At 60.7% G+C, this 22,626-nt stretch carries 18 protein-coding genes and 1 pseudogene; 5 read left to right on the forward strand and 14 right to left on the reverse strand.

The annotated features are described in order from the left end of the window. Positions 1–3: 3 nt before the first annotated feature. On the reverse strand, positions 4–429 hold the full coding sequence (locus IC761_RS29930; protein ID WP_195800251.1) for an acyl-CoA thioesterase: 426 nt from the start codon (positions 427–429) through the stop codon (positions 4–6). A gap of 2 nt (positions 430–431) precedes the next feature. After that, a complete protein-coding gene (locus IC761_RS29935) occupies positions 432–1,280 on the reverse strand; it encodes a fumarylacetoacetate hydrolase family protein (protein WP_195800252.1) in 849 nt (282 codons plus the stop codon). 193 nt (positions 1,281–1,473) lie between these two features. Here IC761_RS29935 and IC761_RS29940 point away from each other — a divergent pair, with 193 nt between their 5' ends. The 3 genes from IC761_RS29940 (at position 1,474) to IC761_RS29950 (ending at position 4,747) form a co-directional block, all read left to right on the forward strand. After that, entirely contained in the window at positions 1,474–3,072 is a 1,599-nt protein-coding gene (locus IC761_RS29940) for an AMP-binding protein (protein ID WP_210338493.1), read from the forward strand. Further along, positions 3,072–4,151 carry a gentisate 1,2-dioxygenase gene (gtdA, locus tag IC761_RS29945; protein WP_246791361.1) on the forward strand — a complete coding sequence of 360 codons (1,080 nt, stop codon included), beginning with the start codon at positions 3,072–3,074 and terminating at the stop codon, positions 4,149–4,151. Before IC761_RS29940 ends, gtdA begins: the two co-directional genes overlap by 1 nt. Before the next feature lie 122 nt (positions 4,152–4,273). Next, on the forward strand, positions 4,274–4,747 hold the full coding sequence (locus IC761_RS29950) for a MarR family winged helix-turn-helix transcriptional regulator (protein ID WP_195800254.1): 474 nt from the start codon (positions 4,274–4,276) through the stop codon (positions 4,745–4,747). An 88-nt stretch (positions 4,748–4,835) separates the two neighbouring features. Here the strand turns inward: IC761_RS29950 and IC761_RS29955 are convergent, their stop codons facing one another. Then, complete coding sequence (locus IC761_RS29955; protein ID WP_195800255.1) at positions 4,836–8,396, reverse strand: indolepyruvate ferredoxin oxidoreductase family protein; 3,561 nt, start codon at positions 8,394–8,396, stop codon at positions 4,836–4,838. A gap of 214 nt (positions 8,397–8,610) precedes the next feature. Here IC761_RS29955 and IC761_RS36225 point away from each other — a divergent pair. Continuing rightward, a pseudogene (locus IC761_RS36225) lies at positions 8,611–8,748 on the forward strand (helix-turn-helix domain-containing protein); the annotation flags it as partial. A gap of 42 nt (positions 8,749–8,790) precedes the next feature. Further along, positions 8,791–9,549 carry a LysR substrate-binding domain-containing protein gene (locus IC761_RS29960; protein ID WP_246791362.1) on the forward strand — a complete coding sequence of 253 codons (759 nt, stop codon included), beginning with the start codon at positions 8,791–8,793 and terminating at the stop codon, positions 9,547–9,549. A 94-nt stretch (positions 9,550–9,643) separates the two neighbouring features. Here the strand turns inward: IC761_RS29960 and IC761_RS29965 are convergent, their stop codons facing one another. From IC761_RS29965 to IC761_RS30015, 11 genes are all read right to left on the reverse strand, one after another. Next, complete coding sequence (locus tag IC761_RS29965) at positions 9,644–11,719, reverse strand: methyl-accepting chemotaxis protein (protein WP_195800257.1); 2,076 nt, start codon at positions 11,717–11,719, stop codon at positions 9,644–9,646. A 492-nt stretch (positions 11,720–12,211) separates the two neighbouring features. Then, the gene (locus tag IC761_RS29970; protein ID WP_195800258.1) at positions 12,212–12,460 is read right to left on the reverse strand and encodes a TetR/AcrR family transcriptional regulator C-terminal domain-containing protein; all 249 of its coding nucleotides are present in this window, start codon (positions 12,458–12,460) and stop codon (positions 12,212–12,214) included. A 70-nt stretch (positions 12,461–12,530) separates the two neighbouring features. Then, entirely contained in the window at positions 12,531–12,884 is a 354-nt protein-coding gene (locus IC761_RS29975; RefSeq protein ID WP_195800259.1) for a VOC family protein, read from the reverse strand. A 230-nt stretch (positions 12,885–13,114) separates the two neighbouring features. Further along, entirely contained in the window at positions 13,115–14,182 is a 1,068-nt protein-coding gene (locus tag IC761_RS29980) for a saccharopine dehydrogenase NADP-binding domain-containing protein (protein ID WP_195800260.1), read from the reverse strand. A gap of 78 nt (positions 14,183–14,260) precedes the next feature. Continuing rightward, positions 14,261–15,205, reverse strand: coding sequence for an N-acyl homoserine lactonase family protein (locus tag IC761_RS29985; RefSeq protein ID WP_210338494.1), 945 nt, complete (start codon positions 15,203–15,205; stop codon positions 14,261–14,263). Between the two features lie 49 nt (positions 15,206–15,254). Further along, on the reverse strand, positions 15,255–15,836 hold the full coding sequence (locus IC761_RS29990; RefSeq protein WP_195800262.1) for a TetR/AcrR family transcriptional regulator: 582 nt from the start codon (positions 15,834–15,836) through the stop codon (positions 15,255–15,257). Between the two features lie 265 nt (positions 15,837–16,101). Beyond that, positions 16,102–16,779 (reverse strand): TetR/AcrR family transcriptional regulator, encoded by a 678-nt coding sequence (locus IC761_RS29995; RefSeq protein WP_195800263.1) that lies wholly within the window; start codon positions 16,777–16,779, stop codon positions 16,102–16,104. Between the two features lie 81 nt (positions 16,780–16,860). Beyond that, positions 16,861–18,033 carry a cobalamin-independent methionine synthase II family protein gene (locus IC761_RS30000; protein ID WP_195800264.1) on the reverse strand — a complete coding sequence of 391 codons (1,173 nt, stop codon included), beginning with the start codon at positions 18,031–18,033 and terminating at the stop codon, positions 16,861–16,863. Between the two features lie 53 nt (positions 18,034–18,086). Then, positions 18,087–19,697, reverse strand: a complete 1,611-nt coding sequence (gene mdlC / locus IC761_RS30005) for a benzoylformate decarboxylase (protein ID WP_195800265.1) — start codon at positions 19,695–19,697, stop codon at positions 18,087–18,089. Between the two features lie 42 nt (positions 19,698–19,739). Continuing rightward, entirely contained in the window at positions 19,740–21,188 is a 1,449-nt protein-coding gene (locus IC761_RS30010) for an aldehyde dehydrogenase (protein ID WP_195800266.1), read from the reverse strand. A gap of 29 nt (positions 21,189–21,217) precedes the next feature. Further along, positions 21,218–22,543 (reverse strand): MFS transporter, encoded by a 1,326-nt coding sequence (locus IC761_RS30015; RefSeq protein ID WP_195800267.1) that lies wholly within the window; start codon positions 22,541–22,543, stop codon positions 21,218–21,220. Between the last annotated feature and the right edge of the window lie 83 nt (positions 22,544–22,626).

Consider the following 22,626-nt stretch of genomic DNA (forward strand, 5'->3'; position numbering starts at 1 on the left):
CTTCTACTCCGGGTTAGGCGGATCGAGATGATCATTCAGAATGGCGACGACCTCGGGCGGCAAAGGACTTTTGCGAAGTCCATCCTCGCCGTGAACCGACCACACGCGGGTGTCGAGGATCTCAGCATAGGTGCCGCTTTCGGAGCAGAACCGGTGACGCACGGTGAAGGAGGTCGTTCCGGAGCGGATAACGGCAATCTCGTGCCGGACCGTCGCGTGCAGGCCGGGCGCGCCAAAGAACCGCATGTTGAATTCGACGCACGGAATGCCTTCCATTTCCCCATGCGCGAGCTTGCGATTTGGGACGTAGCCAGACGATTGCAACATGTCGTTCAGGCCATCGACCGCCCACTTCGCATAGTTCGGAAAGAACACGATCCCGCCAGGATCGCATTCACTCCATTGCAATCGCCGCTCGTACGAATACACGGTCAATTTGCCGTCTCTCCGACCTGGATGTTGAGCTGCCCGATGCCATCGATCTCCGCGACCAACTGATCTCCGGGGGATACCGGTCCAACACCTTCCGGAGTGCCGGTCATGATGACGTCTCCCGGATACAGCGTGTAGAACGCCGAGGCGTACTCGATCAGGCGCGCAACATCGAAGATCATCCGGCTCGTGTTTGATTTCTGCCTGACCTCGCCGCTGACGCTGAGCGACAAGTCGAGCTTGTTCGGGTCGGCAATCTCGTCGGCCGTCACCAGCCATGGGCCGAGCACGGCGAAGGTGTCAGGAGACTTGCGGAAGCCCGGAAATTCCTTCCCTCGGACAGTAATGTCGAGGCCGATCGTGTAGCCGAGCACGAAACTCAGGGCCTCTTCGCGGGGTACGCGGCTGGCCTTCTTTCCGATCACCACGGCCAGCTCGACCTCGTGATCCGTTCTCCGGTCCTGAAACCGCGGCCGGATGGAGTCCGACGGCCCAATCAAAGAGCTTCCGGCCTTGAGAAACAGACCGAACTCGTCGAGGGACGTGTAGGTCTTTCCCTGGTTGATCTCCCGGTCCGCATTGGCCTCGTCGATGTGGGCCTTGTAGTTGATGGGCGCGCCGATGATCTTGCCGGGATTTGCGATCGGACTTTCCAGGCGCACACCCGAAAGCGGGATCGAGGTGCGGCCCGCCCACTTGTCCTTGCTCAGCGCGCCGAGTTGCGGTGCCACCCAATCCCAGGGCGGCAACGGCCACTTCGGGCGCATATCCAACAGGTCGCTGACATCGATCAGGCCGGACCCTTCGATGACGCCAATCCTGTCGTTGTTGAATCTGCAAATTCTCATTCCGGCACCCTCCCCAGCCGCATTCAGACGAATGCTGCATTTGCATTTAATGCATTTGCAGTATATTGCTGTGACGGGAACGTCAAGGTGCCTGACTTCCGTTTCGGGAAACCCAATGGCAAGGCTCAGGGAGGAAGTGAGAATGACAGGTCCGCGGCTTCCCTTGGAAGGCGTCGTTTACGCGGATGCAGCAATGGCCGCCCGCTACTTCGCGCAGGGTGCCTGGATCGATCGCAAGATCGATGACCAGTTGAGGGCCCGGGGCGAAGGCAACCCGCAAGATCCCGCCTTCATCTGCGACGACGACGTCCTGACATTCGGTGAGTTGGATCGCCGGGCCGATGCCTTGGCCAATGGACTTCTTCAGAGCGGGCTAAAGGTAAACGATCGTGCCCTGTTTCAGATGGGAACAACGCTCGATACGGTCATCGCCTTTTTCGGCTGTCTAAAGGCAGGCGTGATACCGGTCTGTACCATCCCGCAATACCGGGAGCTCGAGATAGACCAGTTGGCAACCCTCACACGACCGTCCGCCTACTTCGTGCAGAGCGATGGCGGATCGTTCGATCTGGTTGGGTTTGCAAAGCACATGGCGCGACGGAGATCGATACCGCGCGTGTTCGTCGCGGGCGGCCGAGGCGAACCGGACACGATTGGCATGTCGGAACTGTCGAACTCCGGCGACCGGATGCGGAGGGCCGTACCGACCGGCAGCGAGGATGTGGCGGTGCTTCAGCTTTCCGGAGGATCGACCGGGATACCGAAGATTATCCCACGGTTTCACGCTGAGTATATGGGACACGTGCGCTTGTGGTGCGACAGGTATCGCATGCGCACGGGCGATGTGGGGATTTGGGCGCTGCCGCTGATGCACAACGCCGGCATGATGTTTGCGCTGCTCAGAACGGTGATTTACGGCTGCACGACCGTGCTCATGCCACGTTGGGATCCGGCCCGCTTTTTTGCTCTGATCGAGCGATGGCGCGTGAACCATGCTTTCACAATCGGCCCACACGCCCCAGCGATCGCCGCCTTTCAGGATATCGGCAAGTTCGACCTATCCTCGCTGCGCTTCTTCTTCACGTTGCAGGGCGCGTCTGCGATCGAGCGCGCTACCGGCGTCCGCGCCACCAACATGTTCGGCATCACCGAGGGCCTCGTTCTTACGAGCACGCTCGACGACCCGCCCTCGCTGCGGCACGGAACCGTGGGGGCGCCCTGCTCGGATTTCGACGAAGTCAGGCTGTTGCGCCCTGATTCCGAGGACGAGGTTGGCCCCGGCGAAGTCGGAGAACTCTGCTTCAGGGGGCCATCTTCGTTGAGGGGCTATTTCGCGGCGCCCGAACTATCGGCCGAGTGCCTCACCAGCCTTGGATTCTTCAGGTCGGCTGACATGGTGCGACGTGTCGAGCTCGATGGTCGCGTCGCCTATGCTTTCGAAGGTCGAACTCGCGACAACATAAATCGCGGCGGCGAGAAGTTCGGGACCGAAGATATCGAACGCTTGATCGCGCTTCACCCCGACATCGCCGACGGCAAGGTCGTGGCGATGCCCGACGAGGTCTACGGCGAGAAGGCGTGCGCCTTCTTGATTCAGAAGCCAGGGCGACCGCTGCCGTCGGTTGAAGGCCTCGGCCTATTTCTCCTCGAGCGCGGACTTGCAAAATTCAAGCTGCCGGAGCGGATCGAGCCAATCGACGCGTTCCCAACGACACGCGTGGGCAAACTCGATCGCGCCGCACTGCGCACAGTCATCGCGGATCGGCTTGGAGATAAGAAGGTGAAACTCTAATGGTCACGCCGGCGAATGAAAGAACAGTTGCGATGAACGAGCCCCACCTCAAAAACAGCATCGATCGGGCGGCCTTCTACAAGGAGCTCGACACACTCAATCTGGCGCCTCTGTGGGAGGTTCTTAAAGGTCTCGTACCGACTGACCCGCGGCCGTTCGCGGTGCCATTCCAATGGTCGTGGACGACCGTTCGGCCGCACCTGCTGGCGGCCGGAGCCGCGATCAGCGCCGAAGAAGCTGAACGCAGAGTTCTCGTTCTCGAGAATCCCGGATTACGCGGCAAGTCGCAGATTACGGATACGCTGTATGCGGGATTGCAACTCATCCTGCCCGGTGAGATCGCGCCCGCACACCGCCATACCCAATCGGCGCTGCGCTTCGTTCTGGAAGGCGAAGGCGGCTTCACTGCCGTCTCCGGCGAAAGGACGACCATGCATCGGGGCGATCTCATCCTGACCCCCTACTGGACCTGGCATGATCACGGGCACGACGGCGTCGGTCCGGTGATCTGGATGGACGGGCTCGACGTTCCGCTGGTGGGATTCCTGAAGACCGGATTCAGAGAAGAGCACGCCGACACGGCGCAGACGTCGTCCAGGCCTGAGGGTTATTCCGAGGCGAGGTTCGGAAGTGGGCTGCTGCCGGTGGGACATGTCCCCGGCTCTCTAACTTCGCCTGTGTTCAACTATCCGTATTCGAGGACGCGAGAGGCGCTGCACAAGCTGTCCCAGAACGACGAAGCCGATCCTCATTTCGGAATCTGTCTCCGGTATGTGAATCCGGTGAACGGAGACTGGGTCATGCCTACACTCGGGACAAGCATGAGATTGTTGCCGGAGGGCTTCTCAACGCGATCCTACCGCTCGACTGACAGCGCCGTTTTCGTACTCATGGAGGGCGAAGCCGAGTTTACGGCCGAGGGACAACTGCCCGTTACGATGAGACCGAACGACATCTTCGCGATGCCTGGATGGTCCCGCTATAGCATTCGCGCTTCAAAGGGAGATTGTGTCCTTTTCTCCTTCTCAGACCGCCCTGTGCACGAGAAGTTGGGACTGTTCCGCGAAGACAAGGCATGATCCGAGCATTCGGGATCGGCCCGTTATCCCCACCGATGTCTGACGCTTCCGCGACAAGCGCCCCCTGCGACTTGCCTCGCTCGGGTCCTGTGACTAATCTGCGGTTTTCGAAATGACCGCAGATGATGAATCTCAACTACTCTCTTGAGGAGAGGATACCTTATCTCACGAACCGGCTGGCGTCGGCGATCAATGAGCTCTTCTCGCGCGATCTGGCCGAGTATGATCTCACAATTGCGAACTGGAGAGTGCTAACGATCCTGCACGACTTCGGAGAGCAGAAGCTGATCGATCTTTCACTTCACACGAGCATCGACGCATCGACGCTCTCGCGAACCACGGAGGCCATGGGCCGCCGGCGTCTTATCACTAAAACTCGCTCAAAGCAGAGCAAACGCGAAATCGTGGTCTCTCTGGCAAATCGCGGCAGGGATCTCGTGGAATCGCTTACGCCCAGAGCCCTCGAATATGAGGCTGCGATCCTGGAAGGACTACCAGCCAAGGACGTCGAAACAACGCGCCGGACGCTCAGCCGAATGTATGAGCGCATCGTTCAGCTTAGAGGTTCGAACACAGCCCGCAGCATGAAACCTTGACTGGCCACGTCATGCTACCTCCCACGCCCCGCCGAAGCCGCGTTTCCGACGGGGTATCCTTTTCGCCCTGAGAGCCAACCTACGACGACTACCGAGCAGCCACCAAGGCTGCGGTCTTGGCTTCGCTGGGAATGTCAGGCCTCACCGATCCCAGCAATTCGCGAGCCCGGACTTCAGCCCTTGCGGCAGCCGTCGACTTGATCTGTTCATATCCGCGAATTTCCTCCGGCAGAGCCAGAATCGCCGCGACTGTCGACAAGTCTTGGCCATGCAGGAGCGAAACCGCCTGGTCGATCAGATCCATGTACCAGCGGATCAACTCCCGCTCCTCGCGTCGGACGGCAAGCCGACCAAAAGGATCGAAGGGCGTGCCGCGCAGAAACTTCAGGCGCGCCAAAACGGTCATGGCTGGCTTGAACCAGGTGCCGAACCTCACCTTGCGCCGGACGCCGATCTGGCGCGCGAGGGGGGGCTGAAGGTTGTAGCTTATGCGAACAGGTCCCGTGAACATTGCTCGCAACCTGTCTTCGAAGCTCGATTGTGTAAGCAGGCGCGCGACCTCATACTCATCCTTGTACGCCATGAGCCGGTGCAGGCTGCGGGCTGCGATCCGAACGATAGTGGCATCGAACGCTTCCCCCATTCCGGCTCGTTCTGCTTCCGCAATGCGCAGAATCTCGTGCAAATATTTTCTGGCGTAGTCGAGGTCCTGATAGTCGACCAAGTCCATGAAGCGTTTCTCGATCAAGTCTCTGGTCGTGGAATCCATCCAGGAATTTGCCGCAAGGACGTCTTTCCACATCTTCACGGCCTTGGGTCCGGATCGACGCTCTTGTTGTTCCAGCCGGTTCGAAAGCAGCGGGGCCCGAGGACGCACCATCCGGACGAGTGTATCGGGATTGCTCTGCGATAGCCGGCCTGCCCTGAAGGCGTGTATGTTGGCCTTTGCCTGAGTGCCGTTCAGGGCGATTGCCGCCTCTATCGAGGCGGCGGAGATTGGTAGCCAGCCTGCTTGATGAGCCGCACCGATCGCGACCATGTTCGTCATCAGGTAATCGCCGAACAGAGACTCGGCAATTCGACGCGCATCGATCGCGACGGCCGCCGTCCCATTCGTCGCCGAGCCGATGGTTTCGCAAAGCCGCTCGGCAGATACCTGCACCCGGACATCGCGGATCATTTCGCCGTTAGGGAGCACGCTGGTGTTCATGACGGCTCTGGTGCGATTGCTATTGCACCGCGCGAGATTCGCAGGCTCGACAGCAGCGAGAAGATCGAGCGCCAGATAAAGATCCGCCTTTCCGCGTCCGACCGTGTTCGTCGGCGGCGCAATTCCGCGAGGAGAGAGAACGAGGCTCGAGAGCACGGGCCCCCATTTCTGGGCGGCGCCCGTCTGGTCATAGGTTTTGACGTTGAGGCCATCAAGCGCCGCTGCCTGTGCGAGTATCGCACTGGCAGTCAAGACGCCGGTACCACCCAGGCCTGGGATATAGACATTGAACGGCTTTTCGAGCTGAGCGGGCGGCAGATCGACCAACATGGACGCGTCGATCTCAGACGAGGACGGTTTGCGGAGAGCTGCGCCGGACGGCGCATCAACCGTGACGAACGAAGGACAATCTCCGGCGACACACGCTTGATCCTGATTGCAGGACGATTGATGGATCTGGGTCTTGAGGCCGAATTCGGTTTCAACCTTTTGTAGTGACATGCAGTTTGCCTTGACACCGCAGTCACCACAATTCTCACAGACGTCCTCGTTCACGAACGTAAATCGCGATGGCGGCGGCAGCAATCCACGCTTCTGCCTCCGTCTGCGCTCGTTGGCGCACATCCCGTCGTAGATGACGATCGTAACGCCGGGAATGGCGGCCAACTCCGCCATCGTGCTCTCGAGGTCGTCCAGGGGTCGTCGCGTCACGCCCGAAGGAAACGTCACGCCTCGGTATCGCTCCGGCTCCTTGGTGATGAGAACGATCTTCGAGATCTTCTCCAGGGAGAGGTGACTGAGGAGGTCGCTCACCGTCGTCACGGACACGGCCTCCTGGCCTCCGGTGTTGGCGAGCACTCCATTGAGAAGGATCTTGAAGGTGATGTTGACGCCCGTCGTGGCGGCATACCGAATGTTTTGATAGCTGGAATGAAACAGCGCGCCGTCGCCCAGATTTTGCACGATGTGGTGGCGGCTGGTGTACGGCGCCAATCCGATCCATGGGAGGCCTTCCCCGCCCAACTGCGTAGTTGCCTCGACACGCTTTTGGGGTTTGTCCATCAGGGCCGCAAAGAGATGACAGCCGGGCGCGCCCCAGGCGACCTGGCCGGGGGCTAGAAGAGTCGAAGCATTGTGGGGGCAGCCAGAACAGTAGTTGGGGGTTCGCTTGATTTGCAAGGCGGCGGCGGTCGCTGTGGGAGCCGGTGCTGCGGAAGCTGCCGTCGCCTTCCGCGCAGTCGAGAGAACTCTTGCCAATCCGTCGGCTATCATATCGCTGTTGAGCCCACCCTGCACCGGAAAGAGGATGTCTCCGCTCTCGTCCCTCTTGCCGAGAACCCGCGTTACCCCGGAGCCGATTGCGGCCGCAGCGACTTGCCGCTCCAAAAAGTCCCGTTTCTCTTCCACGACAATGATCGTTGTCAGACCTCGTGCAAATTCCTGGATGAAGTCACGGTCGAGCGGACACAGCAAACCGATCTTGCCGAGCCGAATACCGGACGACGATAAATCTCCTCCAAAGCCTAGATCCTCCAAGGCCTGCAGGGTGTCCGACCAACTTTTTCCCGCGCTGAGGATGCCGATACGGTCAGTCGGTGCTTGCGCCATGATCTTGTTGAGCGTGTTAGCTCGCCCATAGGCCTGCACTGCGACGTGCCGTTCCTCGTAAAGCTTCCGCTCCGTTTCGACATTTACCACGGGAAAGAACCGATGATTTGCAACCTTCGCGAACGGCTTACCGGAGACTTGCAGGTCCGGTATCACGATCGGAACTCCGGTCCCGTGGACTCTCACCACCTCGCCCCCGTCACAGAGGGCGCCGACGAGCTTAAGGGCCACCCAGCAGCCGCTGAAGCGCGACATCGCGGCGGCATGAAGTCCCATATCCAGGAACTCCTGGATATCAGCCGGGTAGAGCACCGGAATGCCGTGATGTTCGAAGGCAAATTCCTGCTGATAGGGGACGGTTGAGCTCTTCGCCTCGTGATCCTCGCCGCTGAGAAGGACAACTGCGCCATGCTGGCTGGTGCCGGCAAAGTTGCCATGCTTGAGCGCGTCGCCAGCCCGATCCAATCCCGGACCCTTGCCATACCAGTAGCCCACAACCCCATCGACATCGGGGTGCGGGTGCTCATCCAACATCTGCGTTCCCATCAGCGACGATGCGGCGGACTCCTCGTTCTGCGCGGGAAGATGCGTGATACCGTGGGCATCGAGTTGCTTCTTCGCCTGTTGTAGCGCCATGTCGATGCTCCCCAGCGGAGAGCCGGGGTATCCGGTCACGAATGCTCGACTGCGCAGACCTGCAGCGTGGTCGCCCCGCATCTGCTCGACCAACATCCGCACGAGGGCTTGGTTGCCGGTCAAAAACAATTGGCCATCTTCGACTGCGTAGCGGTCATCAAGCGACGGCCGCGCGCCTTGTTGTGCCGGATCCACGGGAATTCCCCACCTTTTGTGTTTTGGCCAAGGCCGCCTCGCCAAGATGCGTTCGGAGACCGAGCCTCAAGATTGCGCACGGTGGCTTATGGGCTATATTTGCGCAATAAACTCCAGCTTATTATCAGTATTTGAAATACCAATATCGGGGCTAACCGCACGCCGGTCTGGCCGCAGGCGGATCACACCGGAATTCACTCATACCCGAGGTAATATGCCAATCGATCGGCCTCTAGATCTCAACCTGTTGCGATTGTTAATCGCCCTATATCGCACGCGGAGTGTTTCCAGAGCGGCGGAACAACTCAACTTGAGTCAGCCGGCAACCAGCCTTGCGCTTGCACGGCTTCGCAAAGCCGTAGGGGACGTTCTCTTTGTGCGGACCTCGGGTGGCATGATGCCGACGTCGCGTTGTGCCGAATTGGTAGCTGCGGCAGATCAAGCGCTCGCGACGATCGATTCGACTGTACTGCGACGATCTGCGTTTGATCCTGTCACAGCACGCCAAGACTTCGTCGTCACCATGCCCGACGTCGGCGAGATTCACTTTCTACCGAGATTGACGGCCTTTCTTGCCCAGCATGCGCCGACTTGCAATCTGCGGTGCGAGCAGATCACCAACGAGCAAATGGAGGCGGCGTTGGCCGCTGGTGACATAGACCTGGCCTTGGGCTATTTCCCAAATCTCGAGGGACCTGGCGTGCTTAGGCAGCGGCTGTTCATGCACTCGCTCGTCTGCCTCGTGCGGGCCGACCATCCGATCGTGAAGTCGAAAACTGTACCGCTCGCCACATTCTTGGAATTGTCTCATGCCGTCGTGCGATCAGTTGGTCGCAGCAACGAGCTGTTCGAGATGTTGCTTAAGAAGCAGGGGCTACAAAGAAGAATCCAACTGCTTTCGTCGCATTTCCTGTCGGTGCCAGCGATCATTTCCGAGACGGATCTTATCGTTACCGTTCCCCGATCCATCGCTGACTACTACGCGCGGTTGGAGAATTTAAGAATCGTCGAGCCACCGATCAATATTAAGCCATACGCGATCCACCAGTTCTGGCACGCAAGATTTCACAAAGATCCCGGACTCAAGTGGCTGCGCGAATCAGTAGCGTTACTCTTTACCGAGCCGCCAAATCGGGCCAGACGGCGAATATAGATCTCCGTCCGTATATCTCGGTAATCGCGGCGCCCTTCCGCGGCGGACTGGTCTTCGCAAAAGATTGTGCAACGTCCTTCCGTCGCGTCACCTCTCAGGCTGCTCGGACCGCCGTGAGAAACTGGCCGACCTCAGACTTGAGCCTGCTGCTTTCGTTTGACAGCGACTTCGCTGCCACCAGGACCTGAGTGGACGCCGATCCGGTCTCGCTGGCGCCTCGCTGCACGTCGGCGATGTTGGAAGATACTTGCTGGGTGCCATCTGCGGCTTGCTGCACGTTGCGGGATATCTCGCGAGTCGCGGCTCCCTGTTCTTCGACCGCGGCGGCAATGCTGGACGCGATTTCGGCCATACGAACGATGGTATCGCCGATCTCCTTTATGGCGCTGACAGATTCCCGGGTCGCGCCTTGAATGCTGTTGATTTGTTGACCGATCTCACCGGTCGCCTTGGCAGTCTGTTCAGCCAGTGCTTTAACCTCCGAGGCTACCACCGCGAAGCCACGCCCCGCATCGCCAGCGCGAGCAGCCTCGATGGTGGCATTGAGTGCCAACAGATTAGTCTGCCCGGCAATGGTATTGATGAGTTCCACAACATCACCAATCCGAGCCGCGGCTTTCGTCAACTCACCGACACGGTCATTGGTCTTCTGCGCTTGTTCCACTGCCTCGCTTGCGATCCGCGCAGAATCTCGGACTTGTCGGCTGATCTCGTCGACCGATGACGACATCTCCTCGGTGGCCGATGCCACCGACTGCACGTTAGTCGATGCTTCCTCGGATGCCGCAGCAACCATGGTGGTCAGTTCCTCCGAACGCTCCGCCGTTGCCGTCAATGTACCCGCGAAGGCTTCCAGTTCGGTAGAGGCCGACGAGACGACATTGACAATCTCGCCAATCATTGCCTCGAATTCACGCGTGATACTGTCCACCCGTTGTCCGCGCCGGATCTTGGCGTCAGCTTCAATTGCAGCAGCCTCGTCAGCAGCCTTTTTGGCGATAAGCGCATCCCTGAAGACATTCAGCGAGCCCGCCATGGAGCCGATTTCGTCGACGCGATTGCTTGCGGGAATAGTCACGTCGTGCCGGCCGGCGGCAAGTTCACCGACCACATCCGTCAATGTCGCCAGCGGTGCGATCACGCGACGTCGCAACATTGCGGTAACGCCCGCGAGCACGCCAAGCAGAGCGGCAACGGCAACGCCGGCCAGTGTGAGCATCATAAACGCTTGCTCCCGCGCAGCACCCGCGCGTTCGGCTGCTTCAGCCAAGGCGGCATCGCGCAGAATAAGGAAACTCTGTATTGCCGGCACGATCGCGGCAGCCAATTCGTCGGAGCTAATTCCGTATTTTCCGTCGGTACGTCCGGCCGGCAGCTCCTTATCGACCACTAGCGCGGCCCGTCCGAAATAGCCTTCGGTTGCATCCTTGAGCGCCTTCGCGAGCCGAGCCGGGCCACCAAGTTGATCGACGGCGGCTTCGATCCGCTCGCGGTCAACTTCGACCCGCCCCTGGCCACGATCGATCGCAGATATTTCCGATGCCGTGAGCGGCCGGCGCATGTTGAGGGCAAGAGACATTGCGGCGGCGCGGCTTCCGGCAGCAATTCGCAGATCCTGAGCCGTGCGCGCGACGTTCAACAAAGCCGTCAGCGAGGCATCGGCCGTCGCGACATCATTTTCGAGGCGGTTCAAGAGCGGCTCGACGATCGTGACGACCTTAGCAACCCCAGGCAGAAATCCTTTGACCGCGCTGGGGTCCCGCGCATTCATCGGAACGAGGAGCGCACGGTCGGTCACCGCGCGAACTTCGTCAAGTTTGGCGGCTGCCTGATTCAGGCCTTCGACGATTGCATCTCCATCATGGAGGGCGCCGACTACGATCCGGGCCTTTGCCAACGCCGCATCCATCAACTGGCCAGCCTTAGCAACTGCGTCGAGTTGAGCCGGCGTGGCGGCGCCTTCCTGGAACAACGGACTGACATAGGGCGCGCGCTGGCCGGCGATCTGTTGGCCGACCGCCAAGACCGCACCGAATGCCTCCACGGCCTTGATTGCCTCGGTCTTGCCCGCCAGGGTACGCGTCTGTGGAATCAAGACCTCGGCGCCAAGGATGATTGCCAAGGCCGTCACAGAGAGCATCGACATCGCAAAAAGTCGACCGATCCGCATCTTCCGTTTCCCCCAAATGATATCCGACCAGGCTAACAAAGACGGGCTAAAGTCGTATTAACATCGGCGAACATTCGGCTATTCTTGAGTGGTGAGAATTTGGCGCGCCACTGCGAAACCGTCGGCATTGAGTTGTTGTCGAGCTTAATCGGCGCGTTCCTCACTTAGATGTGCTCCGGTACTGGTCCTCCGCGTCAATTGTAATAGTACGGTTCGGTATCGATACTTTGCTCCCTGTCAACTAAGCGTACTGCACGGGGTTCTGTTTCGGTGACGAACTCCCGCACTCCGACGTGGCTTACGACCGCCAGCGAACAAAAAACGAGGCTGTTTGAAGCAGGACGGCACACTCCGCGCCTTGGCTACCGGCCCTGGTCGATGGCTCTCCCGCTCCCATCGCAGTAGCCCCATAACTTTCGATACGAACTATCGGTCCGGTCGATAGAACAGTCGGGACGCGCGGCCAGCCCGACGGGAGCCGCCAGGACCTGATTAGCCGTTCCGGCAGGCGGCCAGGAAGAACGGAACGCTTTCCGCGACGTGGGCGCGGATCTGCGCTCGCAGCAACTTCGGATCTTCGCCGAACACCGCACCCATCAAGAGCGGTCCAACGACGAGGTCGAGGAAAAACTGCGACGCCTTTATCAGGCGTTCGGGGGAGAAGGCGAGATGGGCGTTGCCCTGCTTCGACTGGGCGACCTCCCTGAGGACGACCGCGGCGTTCTGAGCTCCGCGTTCCAAACGGGGTCGTCAACTGCGGAGCGAAAGCTCGGAACCTCTTGCGTCCGCGCCAGCCCCAAACGGGTTGCCGTTATCGCGAATGCTGCATTATGTTGAGCAGCCGTCCGAAGGGATCGCGGGCATAGAAGCGTTTCACGCCCCATGGCTCCGCAATGGGTCCGTACTCGATCGCGATCTTCGCCTCCTGAAAGCGGCGCAGCGCCTGCTGGAGGTCATCGACCTCGATCGTGAAATCCGGCACGGCCGTGCCAGACCCGCCATGTGCCGCCACGCTGAGCTGCGGGCGCATCACAGCATCAGCCTCGAAGGTCGCGATCCAACCCATGTCCATGGCGACATCCAGACCGAGAATGTCTCTATAGAATGTCTTGGCCCGCCCGGCGTCCTTCGTCGCAATATTCGGCACGATTCGCATGATCCTCATGAGTTGAGTCGCCTTTCGATCTCGGCCGGGATGAGTTACTCGATCGTTACACTCAGCAGTTTTGCGTGATCCAGCCGATAGTCAGCCTTCCAGAGAGGGCTGCACTTGAGAGCCTCGGTACGATGAAGAAATACCTCCGTGACGGTAACAGTGCCATGGCGATGCGGGGAACCGGGCCTTCATGACGAGGCAAATAGAGCCAGCCGGCGCTGCTCCGGAACGATGTGGGCTCACGCATGCATTCCCTCGCTTTCTTGGGAGTAAAATCGGATGCCGGCTAGACCGTCGAGCCATTCTGGGCCAAGGGCGCAGGCTGGCGTGTATGCCCCAGGCAAGGGAGGCGATTGAAGGTAACGCGCGATAGCATGCGCGGCGATATCAGCGGCCAACGCAAAACCCTCGCCGCCTTCGATCATGAGCGTCTGGGACCGGCGTCCCTGGGTGCCGCGAACCCAAGCTCGGGACACATGTTCGTGCCCGGCAACGCCGGCATGACCGCTCTTTTTGACCAAGGCGCGCCGCACTTGGGGGACCTTAAGCAACAGCGGAAGAAGCGGCGCAAAGAGGCTCGTGGCTTGCGCCTGCATAGGCAGCATCGGCACCCCGGCAACGATATCCGGCGCATGTGTGAGCCGCGACGCCGCGATAAGATCAGCGAGAGGTGCGCTCGCAAAAGAGATCGAGGCCCCAGTAGTGGTTCGCTCGCGCCAGCGCTTGCGGGCGAGCCGAACGCGGGTGATTTCCCCCGAGACGATTTCGGCTCCGCCGCCAGCTAGGACCGCGAGGGTGCTCTCGGCGACCCCCGTGGTTGAAAAAGCGCTGTCCGCTGCAACAGAAACGCGAACACTCTCAAGTGGACCGAAGGCCGCCTCTAATTTGGAGACAAGGATATCAGTTGCAGCGATGCCGAACCCCCCGCCACCGATCACCACGCGCCGCGCCTTCTTTGCAGCTACATCCAGCGCAAGCAAAGCCCGAAGGCTATCAAGTTCACCGCTGACATCGAAGTAATCGCAGCCTAGGGACATTGCGGCATCGATGAGCGGCATGGCGGTTGACACGAAGGGGCCCGCAGCATTGACCAAAAGTCCGCCCCGAGGCAGGCAGCCTGCCAGCGCCTTATGATCGTCAATTTTCGCCTCGTAGAGGCTGAGCGCATATTGATCCGCGAGATCCGAAAGACGCTTGGGATCCCGGCCAACCAGACGTGGCTTCAGACCAAGGCTGGCCAGCCGGCTTAGGATCAGCTGTCCGGTGACGCCCGTTGCGCCATAAAGGGCTATCGGAGAAGAGACCACGATCCCTGAAACCTTCCTGTTGTGGCACCTAATCATGGGGTGTTACCAAATGCTTTGCGCTTTGCATTATGGGGCGGTTTAAGCTGCTTTGGCTAAATTGGTCAGCTTACGGGTTTCCAGCCGGTGCGCCGATCCTGGATCGTGTGTGGGCAGATAGACCAGCGGATTGGTCTTCGCGAGGTGTCGGATTTTTCCAAGCGTGGCAAGGGCCGGAGCCTCTTCAGGGCTCACCCCATCGACGATGCCGGCTAGCATTTGATGTTCGGCATAGGACGCATCGCCCGCGAGGAACAGAATCGTTTCGCCGTCGAGGACGGCGACAGACAGGTGATCGGGAGTGTGGCCGGGCGTGGGCAGAGCGATCACATCGCCAGCCATTGTCAGCTTCAGACTCCTGTCAAACGGCCCGAATGCGGTCTTTTCGAAGACGATCGGGGACGGATCGAACCAGGACGGCCAGCGTTCCGGAAGGTAGCCACGGATTTCTCCTGCTAATCCCGACGCCCTCTTGATCTCGCCCGCGCTCGCCAGGATCTGCGAATGAGGAAAATGGGAAAGCCCGGCATCATGGTCGATATGGACATGCGTAAGCACGACCTTGCGAACATCTTTTCTACCGATACCGAGCGCGCGAAGCTGAGGGCCCACCTCCTCTTCAGGCTCGATCCTAAATTGCACCGCAAGCTGAAAGTAGGGATGCCAGGCAGGCAGAGATTTCAAATGCGTGGCTTGCCCGGTGTCGACGACGATCACGCCTTCCTTGTGCTCAATAGCCCAGGCATAAGTCGGCAGCCATTGGCTCCAACGCGTATCGAGAATTGGGCCAAGCCGGCGGACCCGGCCATGGCCACAGCCTTCGATCTGCGTCTCCTTCACTTTGACATGGCCGGTTTGAATCACATGAACGCGCGCACCTCCCGCCCTTGCAGACTCAACGGGCGCGGCCGCCGCCGTATTTCCAAGGGCAGCCGCTAGGACTGCGCTGCCCGTTCCTTTGAGAAAGGCCCGGCGTGACGATTGCAATCCCGCTTCAGAGCTTGTGTAAGCATTTGCTAACTCACAGGGCATGGCATTACGCTCCAAGACCACGATTGATAAGATTGAAGAGGGAAGCAGCTAACGCGCTTGGCGGCTTGGACAGCTCCTTGAAATGAGCCATACGCGCGATCTGACCCAGCATGCCCAAAACGAGTGCGGCGGCAAGATTTGGATCGGCGTCCGGTCTCACTCTTCCGGCGCGCTGCTCGGCTTGGATGAGCCGGCGCATTGACCCAAGAAGGGAATGCGCCCGGACGTCAGCGGGAAGTGCATGCCAGTAGCGCCCAAGATTCTCTATCAAAAAGTGCACGCTTTCGGGCGACTCTTCGATCAGGACAAGCCCACGCTCAAAGAGCGCGTGAAGGGTGATGCCGGGCTCGAGAAAGTTGTGCGCAAGGCGGCGGTAGCAAACCTCAAACAGATTTTGAGCAAGGTCTTCCTTACTTCTGAAATGGCGGAACATCGCGGGATTCGTGAAGCCTGTTTCGGATGCGATGTCCCGGATCGTCACGCCATCGACCCCGCGCGTGGCAAAGAGTTCAAGTGCCGCAGTTAGGATCGCCCTCTTCGCTGGGGGGTCGCTTTCTGACACGAAGAAGGGAAGAGTCTTTTGCATCACGCTAATCAGTTAGCATTTGCTAACATGCGTGTCAAGGCCAGCGCTGGTCTTGAAGCGGCGCTGCACATGCCGGCGGTGTGTTTCGGCCGGGTCATTGACCGGGGATGCGAGCTCCAACAAAGGCTTAGAATGCCGATCGGCCTCCGGACCCCATGCTGATTCACACCCATCGCGGTAGCCAATAACTTTCGATACGAACTATCGGTCCGGTCGAAAGAACAGTCGGGACGCGTGGCCGCCCGACGGGAGTCGCCAGGACTGATTAGCCGTTCCGGCAGGCGGCCAGGAAGAACGGAACGCTTTCCGCGACATGGGCGCGGATATGCGCTCGCAGCAACTTCGGATCTTCGCCGAACACCGCACGCATCAAGAGCGGCCCAACGACGAGGTCGAGGAAAAACTGCGACGCCGTTATCAGGCGTTCGGGGGAGAAGGCGAGATCGGCCTTGCCCTGCTTCGACTGGGCGACGTCCTTGAGGACGACCGCGGCGTTCTGAGCTCCGCGTTCACGCATCGTCCGGCCTACTTTAGCCAGATCGGGAAAGCGTCGCGCCTCGGAGACCGAGAGACGCATGAAGTTGACGTTATCGTCCGCCAGCAGATGCTCGAGTATCCCGCTCCCGAGATTGGAGAGTCTCTCTTCAATCGTGCCTCCGGACGGCGACTCGCTTCCGTATCCCTCCCGCACCTTCGCCGCATTGCGCGTCGCGATCGCGCCAAAGAGCGCCTCCTTAGTGGGAAAACGTGCATAGATCGTGCCCTTGCTCGCTCGGGCGTGGCGGGCGATCTCCTCCACGCTGACACTCTCGAGCCCACGTGCGAGAAACAGCTCGCGCGCGGCGGCTAGGATTCGCTCGTCCACTTCGGCCGCAAGATCCTTTGGCGGCCGGCCCATGCGGACGGCCATTTCAGCGCGCGTCGCCTTGGCCCCCGTTTCCATTTCATGCACCCCTTGTCCATTTCGTTAAAATGGGCCTCGAGGCAAACCCAGCCCGCCCGTTGATTTGGTCGCTGCGGGCTCTTACCCCTCGCGCCAAAGGCGTTGCGTCGCGATGTCCGCGCCCTTGCGCATAGCCTTGAACTTCTCCCACACGACGGTGCTGTGAACCTCGGTGCGATAGAGCGCCTGAGAGGAGAAGCCGCAATCGGCGCCTGCCATCACGTTCTCCCGCCCAACCAGATTTGCGAACCGGATCAGCCGCTCGGCGATCAACTCCGGGTGCTCCACGATATTGCTTGCGTGCGTGATCACGCCTGGACACAATACCTTTCCTTCCGGCAGCTTCACCTGTTCGAACAAATGGTACTCGTGTTCGTGCCGCGGATTGGCTGCCTCGAAGCTGAAGGATCCGGCATTGACCTTGAATACGTAGCCGATGACCTCGGCCAGCGACGATTCATGGATGCGAGGTCCTTCGTTGATCCCGTAGCAGGTGTGAAAGCGAACGCGCTCAGCTGGTATCCCGCTGAGCGCGGCGTTCGTCGCTTCGACATACATTTCCGCCCGCCGTTTCTTCTGCCCGTCGTCTAGTCCCGGCTCGACGAAAATGTCAGGGAGAAATGGATCATCCACCTGCACCAGCAGGCCGGCGTCCACGATGGCTCGATACTCCTTGTTCAGTTCGGCCGCGAGCGCGTGAAAATATTCCTCTTCTGTCTTGTAGTATTCGTTGAAGCCAACGCCGGATGGAGCGGTCGCCGGCAGGAACACCCGATGATCTGGCACGCCTGCGGCCCTGGCTGCGGCTTTCACATTCGCGATGTCGGTCGTGAGTTTGTCCTCGCCCTTGTATTTCAGAGGCCCGATGCAGACGACAGGGGCGATCGGCAGGATTGCGCCGCCCATCATCGCATCCTTGAAATACTCGGCGTAGTATTCAGGGAAGGCTGCGACCTCCTTCTGGAACAGGGCCAGCTTCTGGTCCGGCCGGGATTCGAATCCGTCGAAACGCTCTCGGATATAGGTGAAGAAGCCGGGCTTGGAGAATTCCCCATCCGTCACGATCTCGATGCCACTTGCGACCTGTCTTCTCACGCAGTCCGCCACCGAACGGGTCAGAACGGTATCGAGCTCTGACGGCTCATAGGGCCGTCCCGAATATTTTGCCTTCAGCAGATCCAGGAGATCATGTGGTCGTGGAAGGCTGCCGATATGGGTCGTCTGGATGTGGTCAGTGTTCTGCTGCAAGCCCATGGCTGCGTCTCCAATCGCCGAATGAATGTCGGCGTTCGCGGGTTCGCCTCCGATCAACTCCGAGGCGGGCTGAAGATGTCTGTCACCGCATCGTCGACCGCGATATCGACCAGCGCGGGACCATTCGCCGCCAGCGCGGCGCCAAGGATGCGGTCCAGATGCTCGGCTTCCGTCACGCGCTGACCCGGACAGCCAAGTCCTTTGGCGAGAGCGACAAAGTCGAGCCCGGGCAGGTCGATGCCGGGTGGACGATGCGCCTGCATGATCTGGCTGAAGGCGCGCATCGCGCCATATCCGGAGTTGTTCATCACGACGAATGTGATGGGAAGCCCGCGTTGTGCCGCGGTCCAGATCGCCTGGATGCAATACATCGCCGACCCGTCGCCGATCAGGCACACGATGCGGCGGCCCGGCCTCGCCAAGGCAATACCGACCGAGGCCGGCAGACTGTACCCGAGCCCGCCGCTCGCCATCGTGTAGAAGCTGTCCGCTCCAGACCTCGGCAAGTATTGCTGGATCGCAGGTCGGTGCGACGGAGCCTCCTCCACCATGATGGCATCTTCCGGCATCAGCGCCGACAGACGGCTAAGCGCGTAGGCTGGAGGAATGGGATTCATGGCCGCGGGAACGGCGGGCGTCGGGCGTGCGGCGCGCTGCTCGCGGTCCACGATGTCCGGCAACGCCGGCAGGAGTGCACCGAGCGCCTTGGGGAGCGTTCCGATGACGGTCTCGCCGACAGGCGCGGACGCGGCCTCAGTCGGATCATCCGTGATCTGCCAGACCGGCGTACCGTCGTTGAGCACGTCGCATTGCCCCTCGACGTGGAACGTGAAGACGGGCGCCCCGAAGACGACGATCAGATCCGCACCACGCAACGCACGGGCGAGTCCGTCGGGTACCGCCGGAAGGAAGCCCGCGAATTGAGAGTGCCGTTCCGGAAAGCTCGATCGGCTCGACATCGGGCTTGCCCAGACAGCTGCCCTCGCCCGCTCCGCGACGGCCACCATCTGTTCGACGCAGCCGCTACGATCGACCTCGGGTCCGATCACGAAAGCCGGCTTGCTGGCCGCACCGATCGCCGCCGCCAGCCGAACGACCGCGGCCGGATCCGGGGCAAATTCAGTTGCAATGCTCCGGACGGGTGGAAGCGCGCCAGGGCGCGCCCAGTCATCCGATGGCACGGACACGAATGATGGACCGCGCGGATGCTGCATAGCGGTGAGGAAGGCCTGCGCAATCGCCGCGGGCACGTCCTCCGCCCGCGCCGGTTCCGAGCTCCATTTCACATAGGGTTTTGGAAACTGCTCGGCATCCTCGGCGAAGAGATAGGGGCGCATCCGAAGCAGGCTGCGCGCCTGCTGCCCCGCCGTGATGACGAGCGGGGTCTTGTTGCGGAACGCGGTGAAGAGGTTGCCGAGCGCGTGACCGAGCCCGGCAGCCGAATGCAGATTGACAAAGGCCGGGCGGCTGGTTGCTTGCGCGTAACCATCCGCCATCCCGACGACGCAGGCTTCCTGCAGCCCGAGCACATAGTCGATATCGGCCGGCCAGTCGTGCAGAAAGGAAAGCTCCGTCGATCCCGGATTGCCGAAGACCCGATCGACACCGAATGAGCGAAGCACGCCGAGGGTCGCTTCCCGCACCGTTAGGATTTTTGGACTCATGAGCCGGTTTTCTGGCGTGGCTTCGCTTCGCATCGGACGCGATCAGAACGGGTAATGCTGAGGCTGCGTCTCGATGGTGATCCAGCGCAAATCCGTGAATTCAGCGATCCCGGCCTGGCCGCCGAAGCGGCCGTATCCCGATCCCTTCATGCCGCCGAACGGCATCTGGGCCTCATCGTGCACCGTCGGTCCATTGACGTGACAGATGCCGCTCTCGATGCGTTGCGCCACCGTGAGCGCGCGCGCAACGTCCCGACCGAACACGGCGGCCGAAAGCCCATACTCCGTATCGTTGGCAAGTCGGACCGCATCATCCACGCCGCGCGCCCTTATCACCGACACCACGGGCCCGAAGCTCTCTTCGGTATAGATCCGCATGCCGGGCGCAACACGATCGAGAACCGTCGCCGGCACGACCGTGCCGACGCGCTCTCCGCCCGCAAGCTTGACTGCGCCTTTTTCAACGGCGTCATCGATCAGATCGACGACATTTCGTGCGGGAGGCTCATCAATCATGGAGCCGATGACCACCGGACCCGATCGGGGGTCGCCGGCCGGAAGCGACTTTGCCTTTTTGGCGAGCTTCTCGACGAAGTGATCGGCGACCACCTCGTCGACGATCACGCGCTCCGTCGACATGCAGACCTGGCCCTGGTTGATGAAGGCACCAAACGCCACGGCGGCGACTGCGGCGTCGAGATCGGCATCATCGAGCACAAGCAGAGGTGCTTTGCCGCCGAGCTCGAGCAGCACGGGCTTGAGTTGCCGTCCGGCGAGCTCGGCAATGACGCGGCCGACGCGGGTCGAGCCCGTGAAGTTGATCCGTCTCACGGCGGGATGTGCGATGAGACGCTCGACGATGGCGGGCGCATCAGTCGGCGCATTGGTCACGACGTTCACGACCCCGGGCGGGAATCCGGCGTCCCTGAACACCTCGCCGATCAGGCGATGCGTTGCCGGACAGATTTCAGAGGCCTTGAGCACGACGGTATTCCCGCAAGCCAGTGGCGTCGCCACCGCGCGGACGCCCAGGATGATCGGGGCGTTCCAGGGCGCAATCCCCAGGCACACGCCGGCCGGCTGGCGAACAGCCATGGCGATACATCCGGGCTTATCGGACGGGATCACTTCGCCGGCGACCTGCGTGGTGAGCGATGCCGCTTCGCGCAACATGCCGGTCGCGAGCTTCACGTTGAAGGCGGACCACACTTCGGTGGTGCCGGTTTCGGCCATCATGATCGCGACGAACGCGTCGCGTTTGGCCTCGAGCACATCGGCGGCTTTCAGCAACAGTCCGCGCCGCGCGTTTGGGCCGAGCGCAGACCACCCCGGCAACGCGGCCGAAGCCGCCGCCACCGCCGCATCAGCATCCAAAACCGTCGCCGCCGCAGCCTTGCTCGCGACCTCTTTGGACAGCGGATTGCGGCGTTCAAAGACCTTACCGCCGCTTGCTGCCAGATCGTTCCCCTTGATCAGAAGCTTGACGTCCATGATGAACCTCCCTTGTATCGCGGACGGACTTAGCCGAGCAGCCGCGATTTGCTGGTTTCTTGCGCAAAGCTGAGCGCGATCACTGCGGCGAGTGCGAGCGCCACGTAGTATCCGCTAATCGCGTAGACGGTCCCTGTCTGCGCAAACAGGCTGGTGGCGACAAGCGGCGCGATCCCTGCGCCGAACACCGTTCCGAACTGCTTTCCAATCGAAACGCCGGTGAAGCGGATCCGCGTCGGAAACAACTCAGGGAAATAGCTTCCTTCGGTGCTGAACATAAGTGGGTGAATCACCCCGGCGGCAAGCACCACCGCGGCCGTCACCAGCAGCGGTTCGCGCGTCGCCACCGCGTGGTAGAACGCAAGCATCGAGACGGCGGCGAGCACAACGCCCGCCAGGAATATCCGCTTCCGTCCGATCCGGTCGGACCAGACGCCGATGAGAGGCATTGCAATGAGGGCGACCAGGTTGGCCAGAAGTACGGCCCGCGTAATCACGTCCTTCTGAACGCCGAACTGGCGCGTGGCGAAAGATATCGTGAAGATCGCCGTCAGATAGAAGTAGGACGTCTGAGCCACCTCTGCGAAGAGGACGATGATAATGGACCGCCAGTGGCTCTTAAGCGCCTCAATGGCGGGCACTGTTGCAGCCTCGGGCGCCTCGCGAAACGTCGTGCTCTCTTCGATACGAAGCCGCATGTAGACTCCAAGGGCCACGAGGACAGCACTGATCAGAAATGGAACGCGCCAACCCCATGACAGCAGGTCCGCTTCCGGCAGACGCGAAATGGTCAACGCCGCAAACGAAGCGAGGACGACGCCGACTGATCCCGCAGCCTGAACCACGCCAGCGGAGAAACCGCGCCGGTTGCCCGGAGATGTCTCGATCGCCATGAGGATAGCCGCTGTCGATTCTCCGCCGAGCGCGAAGCCTTGAATGAAGCGCAGTGCCACGAGGGCGATGGTGGCGATCGCTCCTGCGCTGCTATAGGTCGGCAGCAGCCCGATCGAAATCGTAGCCAGTCCCATCATGAGCAGTGTGCACAACAGGACGGACTTGCGGCCCAAACGATCGCCGAAGTGTCCAAATACGAGGCCGCCGAGCGGCCGGGCCAGAAATCCGACGGCAAGCGTTGCGAACACCGCGATGGTGGCGGCCAATTGATCGAATTTCGGGAAGAAGAGCTGATCGAAGACCAGCGGGGCGATGAAACCGTAAACGAAGAAATCGTACCACTCGATGGCGGTTCCGATGGTACCGGCAATCAGAATGCGCCGGCGGCTGCTCGCCGTCTGTTGAGAGCCGATGACGGCGCCTGCACGATCTTCGTAGCCCTCGAGTGTCCTGGTGGTCACGTATCCTCCTCATGTGCAATTATTGCTTTTGTTACTTGTGACCGGCACGGCCGCACCTCGCGTGCGGCGAATGCAGATATCGA

This window comes from Bradyrhizobium commune (assembly GCF_015624505.1).
In the GTDB taxonomy this organism is placed as follows: domain Bacteria; phylum Pseudomonadota; class Alphaproteobacteria; order Rhizobiales; family Xanthobacteraceae; genus Bradyrhizobium; species Bradyrhizobium commune.

Coding starts and splice junctions, on each gene's coding strand:
- IC761_RS29965 (WP_195800257.1), bottom strand. CDS start 11,719: ATGCGGATCGGTCGACTTTTTGCGATGTCGATGCTCTCTGTGACGGCC.
- IC761_RS29995 (WP_195800263.1), bottom strand. CDS start 16,779: ATGGAAACGGGGGCCAAGGCGACGCGCGCTGAAATGGCCGTCCGCATG.
- IC761_RS29975 (WP_195800259.1), bottom strand. CDS start 12,884: ATGAGGATCATGCGAATCGTGCCGAATATTGCGACGAAGGACGCCGGG.
- IC761_RS30010 (WP_195800266.1), bottom strand. CDS start 21,188: ATGGACGTCAAGCTTCTGATCAAGGGGAACGATCTGGCAGCAAGCGGC.
- IC761_RS29940 (WP_210338493.1), top strand. CDS start 1,474: ATGGCCGCCCGCTACTTCGCGCAGGGTGCCTGGATCGATCGCAAGATC.
- gtdA (WP_246791361.1), top strand. CDS start 3,072: ATGGTCACGCCGGCGAATGAAAGAACAGTTGCGATGAACGAGCCCCAC.
- IC761_RS29950 (WP_195800254.1), top strand. CDS start 4,274: ATGATGAATCTCAACTACTCTCTTGAGGAGAGGATACCTTATCTCACG.
- IC761_RS29990 (WP_195800262.1), bottom strand. CDS start 15,836: ATGCAAAAGACTCTTCCCTTCTTCGTGTCAGAAAGCGACCCCCCAGCG.
- IC761_RS29935 (WP_195800252.1), bottom strand. CDS start 1,280: ATGAGAATTTGCAGATTCAACAACGACAGGATTGGCGTCATCGAAGGG.
- mdlC (WP_195800265.1), bottom strand. CDS start 19,697: ATGAGTCCAAAAATCCTAACGGTGCGGGAAGCGACCCTCGGCGTGCTT.
- IC761_RS30000 (WP_195800264.1), bottom strand. CDS start 18,033: ATGGGCTTGCAGCAGAACACTGACCACATCCAGACGACCCATATCGGC.
- IC761_RS29960 (WP_246791362.1), top strand. CDS start 8,791: ATGATGCCGACGTCGCGTTGTGCCGAATTGGTAGCTGCGGCAGATCAA.